Annotated in this window: 17 protein-coding genes; 5 read left to right on the top strand and 12 right to left on the bottom strand. The window is 31.6% G+C overall.

Annotated elements, in window-relative coordinates; all coding sequences use genetic code 11:
* Positions 1-64: 64 nt before the first annotated feature.
* The 9 genes from EI427_RS14100 to EI427_RS14060 all read right to left on the bottom strand — a co-directional run bounded on the left by EI427_RS14100 (position 65) and on the right by EI427_RS14060 (position 6,217).
* Positions 65-523 (bottom strand): ferredoxin reductase domain-containing protein, encoded by a 459-nt coding sequence (locus EI427_RS14100; RefSeq protein ID WP_126615717.1) that lies wholly within the window; start codon positions 521-523, stop codon positions 65-67.
* Positions 524-590: 67 nt separating this feature from the next.
* On the bottom strand, positions 591-974 hold the full coding sequence (locus EI427_RS14095; protein WP_170178472.1) for a DUF2141 domain-containing protein: 384 nt from the start codon (positions 972-974) through the stop codon (positions 591-593).
* 193 nt (positions 975-1,167) lie between these two features.
* Positions 1,168-2,034 carry a LytTR family DNA-binding domain-containing protein gene (locus tag EI427_RS14090; RefSeq protein ID WP_170178471.1) on the bottom strand — a complete coding sequence of 289 codons (867 nt, stop codon included), beginning with the start codon at positions 2,032-2,034 and terminating at the stop codon, positions 1,168-1,170.
* Between the two features lie 113 nt (positions 2,035-2,147).
* Complete coding sequence (locus EI427_RS14085) at positions 2,148-2,792, bottom strand: outer membrane beta-barrel protein (protein ID WP_126615711.1); 645 nt, start codon at positions 2,790-2,792, stop codon at positions 2,148-2,150.
* A 128-nt stretch (positions 2,793-2,920) separates the two neighbouring features.
* Positions 2,921-3,490: a hypothetical protein gene (locus EI427_RS14080; protein ID WP_126615709.1), complete on the bottom strand. Its 570-nt coding sequence runs from the start codon at positions 3,488-3,490 to the stop codon at positions 2,921-2,923.
* Positions 3,491-3,725: 235 nt separating this feature from the next.
* A complete protein-coding gene (gene rimM / locus EI427_RS14075; RefSeq protein ID WP_126615707.1) occupies positions 3,726-4,250 on the bottom strand; it encodes a ribosome maturation factor RimM in 525 nt (174 codons plus the stop codon).
* A gap of 35 nt (positions 4,251-4,285) precedes the next feature.
* On the bottom strand, positions 4,286-5,035 hold the full coding sequence (locus EI427_RS14070) for an SPFH domain-containing protein (protein WP_126615705.1): 750 nt from the start codon (positions 5,033-5,035) through the stop codon (positions 4,286-4,288).
* A 3-nt stretch (positions 5,036-5,038) separates the two neighbouring features.
* A complete protein-coding gene (gene pth / locus EI427_RS14065; protein WP_126615703.1) occupies positions 5,039-5,599 on the bottom strand; it encodes an aminoacyl-tRNA hydrolase in 561 nt (186 codons plus the stop codon).
* 120 nt (positions 5,600-5,719) lie between these two features.
* Positions 5,720-6,217 (bottom strand): hypothetical protein, encoded by a 498-nt coding sequence (locus EI427_RS14060; RefSeq protein WP_126615701.1) that lies wholly within the window; start codon positions 6,215-6,217, stop codon positions 5,720-5,722.
* An 81-nt stretch (positions 6,218-6,298) separates the two neighbouring features.
* Here EI427_RS14060 and EI427_RS14055 point away from each other — a divergent pair, with 81 nt between their 5' ends.
* The 4 genes from EI427_RS14055 (at position 6,299) to EI427_RS14040 (ending at position 8,879) form a co-directional block, all read left to right on the top strand.
* Entirely contained in the window at positions 6,299-7,066 is a 768-nt protein-coding gene (locus EI427_RS14055; protein ID WP_126615699.1) for an alpha/beta fold hydrolase, read from the top strand.
* Positions 7,067-7,131: 65 nt separating this feature from the next.
* The gene (locus EI427_RS14050) at positions 7,132-7,800 is read left to right on the top strand and encodes a nitroreductase family protein (protein ID WP_126615697.1); all 669 of its coding nucleotides are present in this window, start codon (positions 7,132-7,134) and stop codon (positions 7,798-7,800) included.
* Between the two features lie 185 nt (positions 7,801-7,985).
* Positions 7,986-8,420, top strand: a complete 435-nt coding sequence (locus EI427_RS14045) for a hypothetical protein (protein ID WP_126615695.1) — start codon at positions 7,986-7,988, stop codon at positions 8,418-8,420.
* A 33-nt stretch (positions 8,421-8,453) separates the two neighbouring features.
* Complete coding sequence (locus tag EI427_RS14040) at positions 8,454-8,879, top strand: hypothetical protein (RefSeq protein ID WP_126615693.1); 426 nt, start codon at positions 8,454-8,456, stop codon at positions 8,877-8,879.
* Between the two features lie 74 nt (positions 8,880-8,953).
* Here EI427_RS14040 and EI427_RS14035 read toward each other — a convergent pair whose 3' ends face one another.
* The 3 genes from EI427_RS14035 to nth all read right to left on the bottom strand — a co-directional run bounded on the left by EI427_RS14035 (position 8,954) and on the right by nth (position 13,321).
* Positions 8,954-10,240: an exo-beta-N-acetylmuramidase NamZ family protein gene (locus EI427_RS14035; protein ID WP_126615691.1), complete on the bottom strand. Its 1,287-nt coding sequence runs from the start codon at positions 10,238-10,240 to the stop codon at positions 8,954-8,956.
* Between the two features lie 137 nt (positions 10,241-10,377).
* On the bottom strand, positions 10,378-12,309 hold the full coding sequence (gene nagB / locus EI427_RS14030; protein ID WP_126615689.1) for a glucosamine-6-phosphate deaminase: 1,932 nt from the start codon (positions 12,307-12,309) through the stop codon (positions 10,378-10,380).
* A 343-nt stretch (positions 12,310-12,652) separates the two neighbouring features.
* Positions 12,653-13,321, bottom strand: coding sequence for an endonuclease III (gene nth / locus EI427_RS14025; RefSeq protein WP_126615687.1), 669 nt, complete (start codon positions 13,319-13,321; stop codon positions 12,653-12,655).
* A 435-nt stretch (positions 13,322-13,756) separates the two neighbouring features.
* On the opposite strand from nth, the gene EI427_RS14020 reads away from it, so the two are divergent.
* Positions 13,757-14,386 carry an RNA polymerase sigma-70 factor gene (locus EI427_RS14020; protein ID WP_126615685.1) on the top strand — a complete coding sequence of 210 codons (630 nt, stop codon included), beginning with the start codon at positions 13,757-13,759 and terminating at the stop codon, positions 14,384-14,386.
* Positions 14,387-14,474: the final 88 nt, after the last annotated feature.

Here is a 14,474-nt window from a genome sequence, read left to right as displayed (position 1 = left end):
AAATGCGATTTTCAACATCGCTTTAATATTCTGGGTAGAGAAGCATATTGTCTATAAAAACCAACTAGTAAGTATCTTTATGTATATCTTTTGATTGGATTAAATGATTTCCTTCAAAAAGATTAGTGATCATTTTTACAAATGAAGAGTGCCCAATTACGAAATATTGAAAATCAGTCAACTGAAATAACTTTGTTTGAATACTTAAAGGAGTTAAGCTACTAAGATTATCACATTTAGAAACATCAATGTTATTAAAATGTTCTTTCAATAATGTTTCATGAAAAGTAGGTGTCGACTTTTTACTTTTCATCCAAAACAAATAGATGGGGTTTTTAAACCTCTTATTTTTTAACTCTTGTAGTATAGGAAATGCTTTATGTATATGATCTTCATCTATAAATATAGCAAAACCCTTATTGTAATTGTATGAGAAATTATCAGGCTGACTATTATTTTTATTGTAATTATTTAGGACTTCATATCTTTCAATTAGGTCTGGATTGTGTAAATCTGTAAACATATCTTTTACGGTTGAGAGAAAGTTAATTACAATTTAAATTCGGGTATTTTAAGGTGATATTATTACATCACTTTAAATTAATCACAAGGCTAGTAACATGAGTATTTGCTGTAGAAAAAGACACTTCAGAATATTTTGGAGCTATTAGTTTTCCAAATTTATTATTAGAATACCCATATTTTTCGATAGGCATACCAATAATGTTAGTGGTTATTTTATTATTACTGTCTTCATCATGGTATGCAGAAATAGCATAAGTCCCACAAGGAATTTCATTAAAAGAAATAGTTAAATTTCTACCATTAGGTTTTAAAATAACTTTACGATAATGGTTCGTGTTTATTGTATATGTCTCTTCGCTATTATATAATACCACTACAATTTCCCCTTTAGAATTTTCAATACCATCAAGCATTAAATTTATTGTAGAGGTTTGTGAAGGTGTAAACATACACGACCAAAAATATAGGATAAACAGATGAAACATAAATACATTATTTTGTTTAACTGATAATGCAATTTATATAATCATTCTGAGACCTTAAACTGAATTGTTGTCAATGGGATTGAATGGTATTTAAAACCTTATTTTTGAGCTTTAAATGAATATTTTGGGATGAATGGGACGGGTGAAGAAGTAGATTTTACTTATAAATAGCTATTAAATCTTTAGAAAAACCTCTAGAAACGGGTATTGTAAATGTGAGGTTTCTAAGATGTAACTCATAATTTCTAGCATTGCCACTAACCTTTTCAATTTGATCAAAGTTTGCTATAAATGATCTATGGCAATGATGAATATTGTTAAGCTCGTTTACTTGTTCAAATGCTTTTTTTAAAGGATACCTTATAACACTTTTGTTTAGTTTGCCATCTATGAAAAAGAAAACTTCAAGGTAATTTCCCTCAGATTTTATACATAGGAAATTAAGCTGATTTAGGGGGATACTATTGTTGTCTGCTAAAAAATCAATTTGTGGTATTATATCATTTTCTTGCTTCTCTTCTTCAATTTCTAAATCAGTATGTATTTGTTTTGTTATATTTCCTGCTTTAGACTCGTTGACTTTTCTTAATGTTTTTTCTGTAAAAATTAAAAAAATGACTGTAGGAAAAATACCAACAGAAAATGTGATACCAATAAATTTTAAGAAAGAGTGTTTTAAAGAGATAACCTCTTGGCCAATTGTAGCTGTGTAATACCAGTTACCTACAGATATTATCAAAATTATAAAAGAAGTATAAAGAGCCGCTTTTTTGACAGTCCACTTGTCTGGATTAAAAGTGTTTTTAAAAAGGAGAGGAAGGCCAAAGAAAGAAAACGCAACACAACTAAACGTAATTAGAGCATATCCTCCAATAAATAGAGGCTTGTAAAATTGAACTTCATTAATTCCGAATGGCTGGAAAATATAGAGGAATACAAATACAAAAAAGCCAAAAGAGAAAGAAGAAATAAATTTTACCTTATTACTTTGTAAAAGAGGGAATGGAGCGTTTAAGTTGTTCATAAACATTACTTTAGCAGTAAGTATAGCCTTGCATATATATTTATAACCATAAATATATAAAAAAGTTGCAATCCCAATCATTTAGATTAAAATTACAACTTTCTTATTCTTATTTAGAAGATGAAATTTGTTTTTAGAATTCCATATCTGTTATAAATCTGACTTCCAGAATTATCCATGTCTAGTAAACCTAAGTTGCCTTCTCCAATAATTTCAACATGCTTTCCAAACCTGAATCCTACCCCACATCGTACGGCTATATCAGACCTCTTAAAAGGCTTAGATTTGTCTTTGTTAGAAAGACTAATACTTTCTTCTGTAACATTAGTATATATCGTAGAGTTTAATCTGTGTGTATATACTACTCCAACTTCACCAACTACGGCAAGCCATTTGAAAATAGGTAGTATTGGATTTATAGTGATAGGAAAAGAGATATTCGATTCTTTTAATTTATAATTATTTTCTACTGTATTTAGTGCTTTAAATGCTGTCTGAAGTTGATTAAATTCAACACCCATATTTAAAAAGAAATAATTAGAAAAATAAGTACTATAATGTAAACCTAGAGTCACTCCTGGTTTTACATATATATCAGATGTTGCGTTAGAATAGTCTGGCAAACTAGCTGTAGTACCAAAAGAAAAAATACCTTTATCCCAGTAATCGATTTTATACTTTTTATTATATTTCTGGGCATGTGTTGATAGTGAGGTAATTAAGAAAATACAAAAAGTTAGATTGATAATTTGTTTCATTGTTTTTGGGAAATTTAGTCTTTGAAATGATATTTTATTAGATATCCGAATTTAGATATAAATCAGAGTATACAAAAAGAGCAGCAAAATGTTTTGCTGCTCTTTTTGTGAATAATTTCTAAGTTGAATTATTTCATCTTTTTCTTTTTACTAAAATCAAATGCCTTACTAAACATTACACCCCAAAACCATTGTCCAGAAGAAGTAACACCAGTTTCAACTCCAATTTGAGCTTTTAACTTTGGTAAGTTATAATATACATCAAACCAATAGGATTGGCTCCATGATGAGAATGTATCTGCAGGAACTTCAGAAGTACCGGTACCATCTCTAAGTGTTTCATGTTGGTTTAGTGTCCATCCTATAGCAAAATCCCATCTACCACCAGGAGCCCAATAATAACCGTTTGTGAACGAGTAATTATTAAGATCAGAGGTAACATCTTTATTAAAAACTAAATAGGGTAAGAACTCTCCAAATAGGTGACCATAACCTAAAGAAAGAGATACATTTTCTTCTGCAAAATCTTGGTAACCTACACGGACGTTTAATAAATTAGTATCATCAATATTTTGCCATATCGATAATTGTTGAACACCACCCATTCCGTAGTAGTATTGTAAACTTGTTTGTGCTTGAACATTGTTTGAGTAGACCCCCAAAACAACCATGCAGAAAATAAGTAGTAGCTTTTTCACGTAAAGTAGTTTAAATATTGATAATGTTTTTTTACAAACAATAATAAGATCGTGTTAATTACCTGTTTGTATACGAACAAATGTAGTTGTAGGTCTAATAGAATTTGTGTTTAAATACTTAATGACTGATAACATAAACAACTGTTATATTTGAAAATGTAAAAGAGCTCCTCTAAATATTTAAAAAATATTAAAGGAGCTCTTTTTATTACGAATTTGATAATGATACGGGATGTTATTCCATATAAATATCTAATAGCCCATTAGGGATATCAGTATTAAGTATTTTATTATCTAACTCAGCAGTAAGGATAATATCATCACTAATAGGGATAAGTACTTCTTTACCTTTGTAATTCATTTCAAGAAGATCTTGAGCAGAGTTTGTATAAATTTTACCTACAGTTCCTAGCTCTCCAAGGTTCTTATCTACTATTGTAAAATCAACAATATCGTGATAGTAGAATTGTCCTTCTGGTAGTTTAGGCAAAGCAGACATTGGAAGAAACAATTGAGCATCTTTTAATGCTTCAGCATCTTCTATAGAATCTATTTCTTCAAACTTAGCAATGTATCTATTGTTATGAAGCGATAGGTATTCTAAAAAGAAAGGAACTAGGCTACCTCTTCTTTCAATAAATACAGCATCGATACCTTCATACTTAGACGGTTCATCAACATCAAGAAAGAACAATACCTCTCCTTTTAATCCGTGAGTTTTTGTAATCTTACCAAACTCAAAACAATCATCTTTATGCATAATTCTAGAATATAATCTTAATCAATAGGCCTTTTTTACTTCTCCGTCATTAACAGTGTTAATAACTGAAGTTTCATATCTGCCTTTTCACTTTCTGATAGTTGATCTAATTCATCAACTTCTTGTACCATTTGTTGTGCTAAAGAAACGGCCTCTTCTGTAGAGCGTTTTTTATTTAATAACCTTATGCCATTAAAACGAGCACTTTCTAAATACAAACCATTTTCTAATAACTTCTTTTTTAATGCAGTAGCATATGCACTAGAGATAGTATTAGAATGTAAGCGCAAAGAAACACGTTCTTTTCCTAAATCCTCATACGGATACATTTCTATTAACGTTTGTGCTGTTTCTTTTGCAATAGAACTTACAGATTCCTGAATATCAGAAAGTCCGTACTGTGCTTTTGCAGCATCTTCTACTTTCCAACGTAATTCTATACTCACTTCTAATTGAACACCATCTTTTGCAAAAGTAGCCCAAGGGCCAACCATATTTACATGGTCTTTTAAAGAAACTCTTTTTACAGATCTAAATGGATGTGACCAATAAAACCCAGCAACATCAATAGTACCTTTATATTTTCCCATTAAGGAAAGCAATACACCTTCTCCTTGATGAGTAACAAAATAGCCTCTAATTAAAACGAGGTCGATAAAAAGGATAAGCATAGATACCGCACCTAAATCGGGCAATGAAAGTACATACCCAGCTAAACCGAATAAGGCAGCTTGGAGTACAATCATAATGTATCCAGAAAATCCTTTGATATATTTATCAGTCATTTTTTATTTGTTGTATTGGTTCATTGTTCTTGCTAGACCGATAGAGCAGAAAGATAGAGACATCTCTGCAGATTTTTCAATTAATGTATCAAGATCAATTTTTTCATCTTCAGAAAACTCACCTAATACAAAATCAACTTGTTTACCTTTAGAGTAATTATCACCAATACCAAAACGTAATCTTGGGTAAGCAGAAGATTGTAACTGAGCTTCTATATCTTTAAGCCCATTATGTCCGGCAGCTCCACCTTTACCTTTCATTCTTAAAGTTGTGTAAGGAAGTGCAAGATCATCTACAATAACCAGAATATTTTCTGCTTTTATTTTTAATTGATTTGCCCAGTACTTTAAAGCCTTACCACTTAAGTTCATAAACGTAGTAGGTTTAATTACTGTAATACTTCTGCCTTTATGTTTAAAATCTGTAACATAAGCCAATCGATCCATTGTAAAAGATGCACCATTTTCTTTTGCTAAATGGTCTGCAACCATAAAACCAATATTATGTCTGGTATTTGCATATTCAGGTCCGATATTACCAAGGCCTACAATCAAATATTTCATATTCTAAATCTGTCTAAATATAATTTTTGCAAAGATAACTTATTTCTTTAGTTGAGTATCTTTTAGGTACTGCATCTTTTAAAACAATCCAAGAGTAACTCAGAACTATTAACAACAACTTTAATATAAAGCGAGTACTAATGCCTTATGATTTAGCTCAACCTGAAGTATTCTTAATTTTCCATCACTTAGGTAGGGAAAAGAATACAAGTAAGCATCTTCTGTTTTACTGAGGTGAATTTTTTGAATATTACTATTTAAAGCATAATCATTTTTAATATTATAATGATAAGCATCCCATAAACTTTTCTCAATCTCATTAGATGGACTAGCACAGGCTATCCATACTTTATTTAAAAATTGAGATACACTATCAGGCATCGAAGTTAGTGCAATTGTTCCGCAAGGTGTTTCTTGATTAAAACTAGTACTTATTGTAGTACCAATAGCATAACCTTTCTCCACAATGTTAGGCTCTTTTATACGCTTTATTTTACGTTCCTTAATCTGCTTATTTACACTAGTTGAATTAATTTTCTCCGAAGTTTTTAAGCCACAGCTAAAAAATAGACCAATAACTAAAACAAATAGAGAAAATTGTTTAGAGATTTTTTTCATTTTTATAAAGACAGGATTTCATTTTATAAATTGCACATCAAAATTAAGTGTTTAGTACCTCTAATTAAAATTAAGAAGACAATGAATTTGTTTTATAGAGAAATTGGTGAAAAAGGAAATACTCCTTTCTTAATATTTCATGGTTTATTTGGACAGTGTGATAATTGGATGACTTTAGGGAAAGTGTTGTCAGAAAAATTTCATGTATACATGATAGACCAACGTAATCATGGGCAGTCTCCACACAGCGAAGACTTTTCTTATCAATTTCTAGCAGATGATATTAAAGATTTTATTGAACAACATGAGATAGAAAAACCAATTGTATTAGGACATTCTATGGGAGGCAAGGCTGTAATGCAATTTGCAGCAAATTACCCTTCAATGTTAAGTAGAATGATTATAGTAGATATTGCACCTCGTTTTTATCCTGTACATCATCAAGTTATTTTAGAAGGGTTAAATGCACTACCTATAACAACCATTAAAACGAGAGGAGAAGCAGATAAAGCATTGGCTGAATATATTCCAAATTTTGGAGAACGTTCTTTCTTACTTAAAAATATATATCGTAAAAAAGAAGGTGGTTTTGCTTGGCGACCAAACTTAAAAGTAATTACAGAAAATATTGAAGAAGTAGGAAAAGCATTAGAATCAAATCATTTAATTGAGGTACCTACTTTGTTTATTGGAGGAAGTAGTTCTAATTATATTCAAGAAGCTGACCAAAAAGAAATTAATGAAAAATTTGCCTCTGTACATATTGTTATGATAGATGGGGCAGGACATTGGGTACATGCTGAAAAACCAAAAGAATTATTAGAAGCAATAAATAAGTTTGTTTTTTAATTTTTTAAAGTTTTTATTGTACTTTTAAGCGTAGATAAGACAGTAAACGAAATTAACCCTTTAGTATGAACTCTACAGAAGATTTTATACCATATATACCAGACAATATTTCTGATGAAGAAATGTTACTTTGTTCTAAGAAATATTACTCTAAAATTAATAAAAGACGATCATTAAGAGAGTTTTCAGATAAACAGGTTCCTAAGGAGGTTATAGAGAATGTTATTAGAGCTGCAAGCTGTGCACCTTCGGGAGCAAATAAACAACCATGGATGTTCTGTGCTGTTTCTTCAGCTGAGGTAAAGAAAAATATTAGAAAGGCTGCTGAAAAGGAAGAGTATGAAGGTTATCACGGAAGAATGAGTGATGAGTGGATTGAAGACTTAAGGCAGTTTGGAACAGATTGGCACAAAGAGTTTTTAGAAACAGCTCCTTGGTTAATTGTAGTTTTTAAGCAGGTATATAATATAGATGATGAAGGAATTCGTCATAATAATTATTACGTAAATGAATCTGTAGGATTAGCTACAGGGTTTCTTCTAAATGCAATTCATGAGGTAGGGTTGGTTGCTTTAACGCACACACCATCTCCAATGAACTTTTTAGTAAAGGAACTCAATAGACCTGCAAACGAACGCCCTTTCTTATTAATACCTGTAGGCTATCCGAAAGAGAATTCAAAAGTGCCTAATATTGATAGGAAATCTTTGAAAGAAATATCTGAGTGGTATTAATTATTTAGATTTTAGATATATAATAAGCTGTAAAACTAATTACTATTGGTTTTACAGCTTTTTTTGTTTTCTATTAAAATCTTATCATAGATCAATTTTAATTGTTTCAATTCAAACTAAATTTGCAACATACAGAATTAGAGAATAGGTTGATAACTCTTCTATCAATCAAAAACATTAAAATTATGAACCAGAAAACAACAAAATATTTTTTCCTTATTGCAGGAATTGCTACCCTATTAGGGAGTTTACCAGTTATGATTGCCCCAAGATTGGCAACTTTAGAATTATTTAATTTTACAGCAAATATTCCAGAGAATTATATGCCATTAATTAGACATTGGGGAGTTATGGCAGTGGGTTTAGGTGCTTTATTAATTTATGCAAGTTTTAATTCAACTGTCCGTTTTTCGGTTGCGTTATTCTCAACAGCATCAAAATTATATATTATAGGATGTTCATTATGGTATTTAACAAGTGATTTTAATGCTATATCAATTTCTGAATATGGTGTACATGCAAATTATACGCTTTTAATAGTACTAGAAGCACTACTTGCTATTGGAGGAATTATCTATCTGATAAAACCTTCTTCAGATACATCAAGTCAAATATCTTAATTAAAAATACGCATCCTTTTAAATACTACAATTATGAACGAGAAAGTAACAAAATATTATTTTTGGATTACTGGTTTAATTACTGCTTTAGGTAATGTTCCTATGATTTTAAATCCTATTTCGGGTACAGATACGGTTTTACATTTAGATATGCTTAATATACCTTTTGCAGCACCATTGTTTGGACATTGGGCTATGATGGTAAGTTGTATAGGAGTTTATCTTTTTATGGCAGGTACTAAAAAGAAATATAGAAAGTCTGCAGTTATATATTCTAATTTTGAAAAAGGTATAATGGCCTTAACAGGATGGGGATTAATGCTTACGTCACCAGATATAACTTTAATGCATTATTTACCAATGACAATTGCAGATACATTGTTTACAATTGGTGGTTTTATCTATCTATTTTCTGCACAAAAACAAAAAGACCAGGTGGCAGAGTTGTCTGTAGCTTAAGTATTGATATAAAACTATATTTCGTTTAAATAAAAAGAGTTGATAGATTTAAATTTCTATCAACTCTTTTCTTTTTATCTATACATATAATAAACGGTAGATTTTTTCTTGAAAGCTACTTCATCTTTCCTCCAATAATCTTTTATACTATCAAACGTATAATTTTGTGTAAATCGAGTTCTTATCTGATCACTTCCACAAACTTTATCAAACATACCAAACCTGTTTTCTTTCCCTTTAAAAAGATCTTTATTAGGATAAAGCTGATGGTGGACTGCTAAAGCTTGGAATTGAATTTCTGATAATCTTACTGTAGAAAAATTAGTGATATAAACTTGTACACCATGTAATTTCATTCCTTTTTTATCTTTGTAATAAGGAGTAAATGATATAGGTCTGAAGTGTACACCATCTAAATTTAACTTATTAAGTGCCTCTGCATATTTTAAACCATCAATCCATTCTGCACCTAATAAACTAAAAGGTAAGGTATAACCAATACCGATAAAGCTAGCTTCAAGTTCTCCAATAATTCCTGTGGCAGGGTAAAGCTCTGCAATTTCTTGAAAAGGAATATGCGGTGAAGTAGGTACCCATTCTCTTCCAGTATCTTTAAACCTCATATTACGTTTCCAACCTTTCATTGGAACAACGGATAATTTGCATTGTGCTTTATTTTTTAACCACCCTTCATAGTTCATCATGTAAGCTAATTCTCCAACTGTCATTCCGTAGATATAAGGAATTGGAAACTGACTTACAAAAGAGAAGAAGTTAGGTTCTACAATGTTACCTTCAATCTTATTTCCTCCTAAAGGATTTGGACGGTCTAGTACTATTACTTCTTTATTATTTTCTGCTGCAGCCTCCATAACAAGACCTAGTGTACTAATAAAAGTATATGATCTGACGCCAATATCTTGGATGTCATACACAATAACATCCACATTTTGAAGCATTTCTGGAGTTGGCTTTCTGGTTTTACCATATAAGGAGTAAACCGTTAACCCAGTTATTTTATCAATATAACTATTTACATGTGCTCCTGCGTCTGTATCTCCTCTAGCGCCATGTTCTGGCCCATAAAGAGCAGTAAGTTGAACATTTGGGGCTTGATGTAAAATATCAATAGTAGAAGTGAAATTATGATCAACACCTGTTGGGTTAGTTACCAAGCCAACTCTTTTTCCTTCTAAAGATTTAAAATTTTTATCTCGAAGAACTTCTATACCAACTTTTACTGTTGGGATACTATCATTCGCTTCAGACGATAAAATAAAAGTAAAAAACAGGAGTAATGTTAGTACCGAATATCTGACGAGTAAGCTGCTGTAATCTACTTTCTTTGTAATTATGTTCATTATAAGAGGATTATGAATGTAATGCATTAAAAAAAAATGGGTAACAACAAATTACAAGAATATCAGCTAAAAAAAAAGCGTCTGAAATTTCTTTCAGACGCTCAATAATTTAATCATCGCACACTTTAAAAGTGTTTTTAGATGAAGTGGTAACGTACAAACGCTTCCATTGCTTCATACTCAGATAAACCTAATTGGTTATATAATTTTGCAGTTCCAGCATTACGCTCTTCGGCACGTTGCCAGAATTCACGATCATCTGTACCTTGGAATACTACACCATCTTTTTGAGACTCGTGGAAGAAAATTGCTTTACGCTTTTTCAATACTTGCTCAGGAGACATTGGTACTGCCATTTCGATTTCGTCGATTGGCCATTCGTGCCATGCACCTCTGTATAACCAACACCAACAGTTTTTCATGTACTCTTCGGTTTTCAACTCTTCAAGAGCTGCGAAGATAGCATCTAAACATACACGGTGTGTACCATGTGGATCGGCTAAATCACCTGCTGCATAAATTTGCTCAGGCTTTAATTCGGTCAATAAATTTTTGATAATTTCAATATCAGCTGTTCCTACAGGGTTCTTACGAACTTTACCTGTTTCATAGAATGGTAAATCTAAGAAGTGAACATTACTTACAGGAATACCTGTGTAACGACAAGCTGCAATTGATTCATCACGACGAATTTGACCTTTCATCTGACGTACTGCTAGAGAGTCAATATCTCCTTCTTCTTTAGCATCTAAGAAACCAGTGATTTCTTTTAACTTAGAACGAGATTCTGCAGAATCAAACTCAAAAGTTTTCATCATAGACTGTGTAAATGTAGCATATCTACGTGCATCATCGTCAGAAACGGCAATGTTACCAGAAGTTTGGTAAGCTACATGTACTTCGTGTCCTTGGTCTACTAAACGTTGGAACGTTCCTCCCATAGAAATAACATCGTCATCTGGGTGAGGAGAGAAGATAATTACACGTTTTTTAGCAGGCTCTGCTCTTTCTGGACGTTGCGTATCGTCTGCATTAGGCTTTCCTCCTGGCCATCCAGAAATAGTATGTTGCAACATATTGAATACCTCAATATTCAAATCGTATGCAGAACCTTTAGTGGAAAGAACGCTATCTAAACCGCTCTCTAAATAATCTTTGTTTGTTAGTTTAAGTACTGGTTTGCCTGTTTTGTAAGCCAGCCAAACAACAGCTTTTTTAATCATTGCTTCTGTCCATTCTACCTCACGTACTAACCAAGGAGTTGTAATACGCGTTAAGTTTTCAGTAGCACCTTCATCGATGTAAACAGAAACGTTATCGTGTTTTTGAAGGAATGTTGCAGGTACTTGCATAGAGATATCACCCTCTACCATTTTCTTAACGATAGGTGCTTTTCCAGAACCCCAAGCCATCATTATAATACGACCCGCTTGCATAATAGGCTTAACACCCATTGTAATTGCACGCTTAGGTACGTTATCAAGACCACCAAAAGAAGGGGCAGCATCTATACGTGTAACAGCATCTAAAGTTACTATACGCGTACGGCTATTTTCTGTAGAACCTGGTTCGTTAAAACCAATATGACCTGTACGGCCAATACCTAAAACTTGAATATCTAAACCACCTGCAGCAGCAATTTTAGCTTCGTAGTCTTGGCAAAACGAATACACGTTTTCCATTGCTACAGTACCGTCAGGAATATGAATGTTTTTATCTTGAATATCAATATGATCGAATAAATTTTCCTTCATGAAACGTACATAAGAATGTACAGAATCAGGTTGCATAGGATAATACTCGTCAAGGTTGAAAGTAATTACATTTTTGAATGATAAACCATCTTCTTTATGTAAACGAATTAATTCATCGTATACTTTTAAAGGTGATGAACCAGTAGCTAAACCTAGAACGGCATTTTCTCCTTTAGAAGCTTTATCACGAATAAGATCCGCAATTTCGTGAGCAATAACGATAGATGCTTCAGCACTAGTACCAAAAGACAAAGTTTGAAGGCGTTCAAACTCTCTGTCTGTCATAATTTGCTGGTTCAACAATGTAGTGTTCATATTCTTATAATTATTCGTTAAGTGATCAATCGGACTTAATAACTTGTCATCAAATCCGTCACATAAATGACTTTTTATACTTATTTGATGCACAATATTATTAATACGTGTACTTTATACATAATAATTTCGACGCATTACAATAATACCTAGATAAACGGCATATATCGGCATTAGGGTGCTTAATCAGTCAGAATAATTGATAATTTTCAAGATTATTAACGCTAACCTTGCCTGTTTGTTTATATTAAATAATAAAAGTTATAAATTAAGTTTAAAAAAATGAGTTTATTTCTTCTATTATACTAAGTTATTTTAAATCAGTTAGTAAGCAGATGTGAATCTATTTCACTTTCTTCTTTTTAGTTGCTTTTTTATCAACAAATAATGTTTTTCTACCGTGTTTAGAACAAATAGGACACTCTTTTGGATCATGTCTTTGTGCAGAACAGTACTCTCTACCAAAGTAAATGATCTGTAAGTGCAAATCATTCCAATCTTTTTCATCAAAAAGACGTTTAGCATCTTTTTCTGTCTGTTCAACGTTTTTCCCGTTTGTTAATCCCCATCTATACATTAATCTGTGAATATGTGTATCAACAGGAAAAGCAGGGACACCAAAAGCTTGTGACATTACTACAGATGCAGTTTTATGACCAACGGCAGGGAAAGATTCTAAATCTTTAAAATTAGCAGGAACTTCACCGTTAAAATTGTCGACTATACTATTAGACATGCCATGTATTCCTTTAGATTTCATTGGCGAAAGTCCACAAGGTCTAATAATATCTCTTATTTCTTCTACGCTGAGTTTAGCCATATCGTAGGGATTATCAGCTTTAGCAAAAAGTAAAGGTGTAATTTTATTTACTCTTTCATCTGTACATTGTGCCGATAGTGCAACAGCAACTAATAGGGTAAATGGGTCTTTATGATCCAAAGGAATTGGAGGATTTGGATATAACTCCTGTAATGTTTTAACAATGTCTTGTACCTTTTCTTGCTTATTCATGATGAAAAAATAATGGATGTATCAAAAAAGCAATTTACAAAGAGCAAGAATTAATTATTACTTTTTAGTCATAAAATTTAGAGTTCTTTATAGTAATAATTGATCAACCTTATTACTTAACTGTCCTATCTTAGTTATTGACTATGATTGTAGGTTTTTAGGGTGTTATTTGATGTGAAAAGTAATGAAGCACCTAAAAATCAGAAGCTATTTTAATTTTTGTGAAAAAATTCGATAATAATTTTTGATATAATCGAGGTCATTTGTTAATTAACAAGATGTATTCAATCTAAATCATTAATGTTTTTTACTAAACTCTTATTAATCTGATACTAAATAGTGTTGTAGTGTTTATTAAACTCATTTTTTTGAATATATTTATTAAGTAAATGAGGGTAAGTGTTGTCCTCTTTAAGTCGAATAAGTAATAGATAAATGGAATTCGATCAAATAGAAGAAGAAGAACTTATTAACCTAGTGAAAGGCGGTGACCGATTAGCATGGGAATATATAACTAAAGAATATTACCAAGCCATTCTAAATTTTATAAATGGAATGGTAAGGGATTGGGAAACAGCCGAAGAGTTAGTTCAGGATATTTTTGTTAATTTCTGGACAAAAAGAGAAGGCTTAAATATTAATTTATCATTAAAGGCGTATTTATATAGAGCGGCACGAAACCATACGCTTAACTTCTTAAAAAGAAGAAACTTTGAGCGTGAGTATCAAAAAGGTGTTGCGGAGACTATGATAATTTCTTCTAATGATACAGAAGATGCTTATCATTTTTCTGAATTAGAGAAGCGTTTAAATACTGCAATTGATGGATTACCTGATAAAATGAAGGAAATCTTTAAGATGAGCAGATTTGAAGATCTAACATATAAAGAAATTGCAGATGCATTAGATGTACCCGTTAGGACGGTACATTATCAAATTGGATTGGCATTAAAACAACTAAGAGAGCAGTTAAAAGGGTTTGTTGATCCTAACTTAATGGCTGTAAGTGGGGGCATTGTTATCGGCTTGATAATTCATGTCTTAATTACAGGGAATTTTTTTTAGAATATTTTTGTCCACCAATACTATACAGTTGTCTGTAATATAGAAAGATCATTACGATGACGATTCTACTGTGGAATAAAAAAATAGG

The organism is Flammeovirga pectinis (assembly GCF_003970675.1).
GTDB classification, from domain to species: domain Bacteria; phylum Bacteroidota; class Bacteroidia; order Cytophagales; family Flammeovirgaceae; genus Flammeovirga; species Flammeovirga pectinis.
The sequence above is the reverse complement of the archived record's forward strand: the minus strand, read 5'-3'. Positions and strand labels throughout refer to the sequence as shown.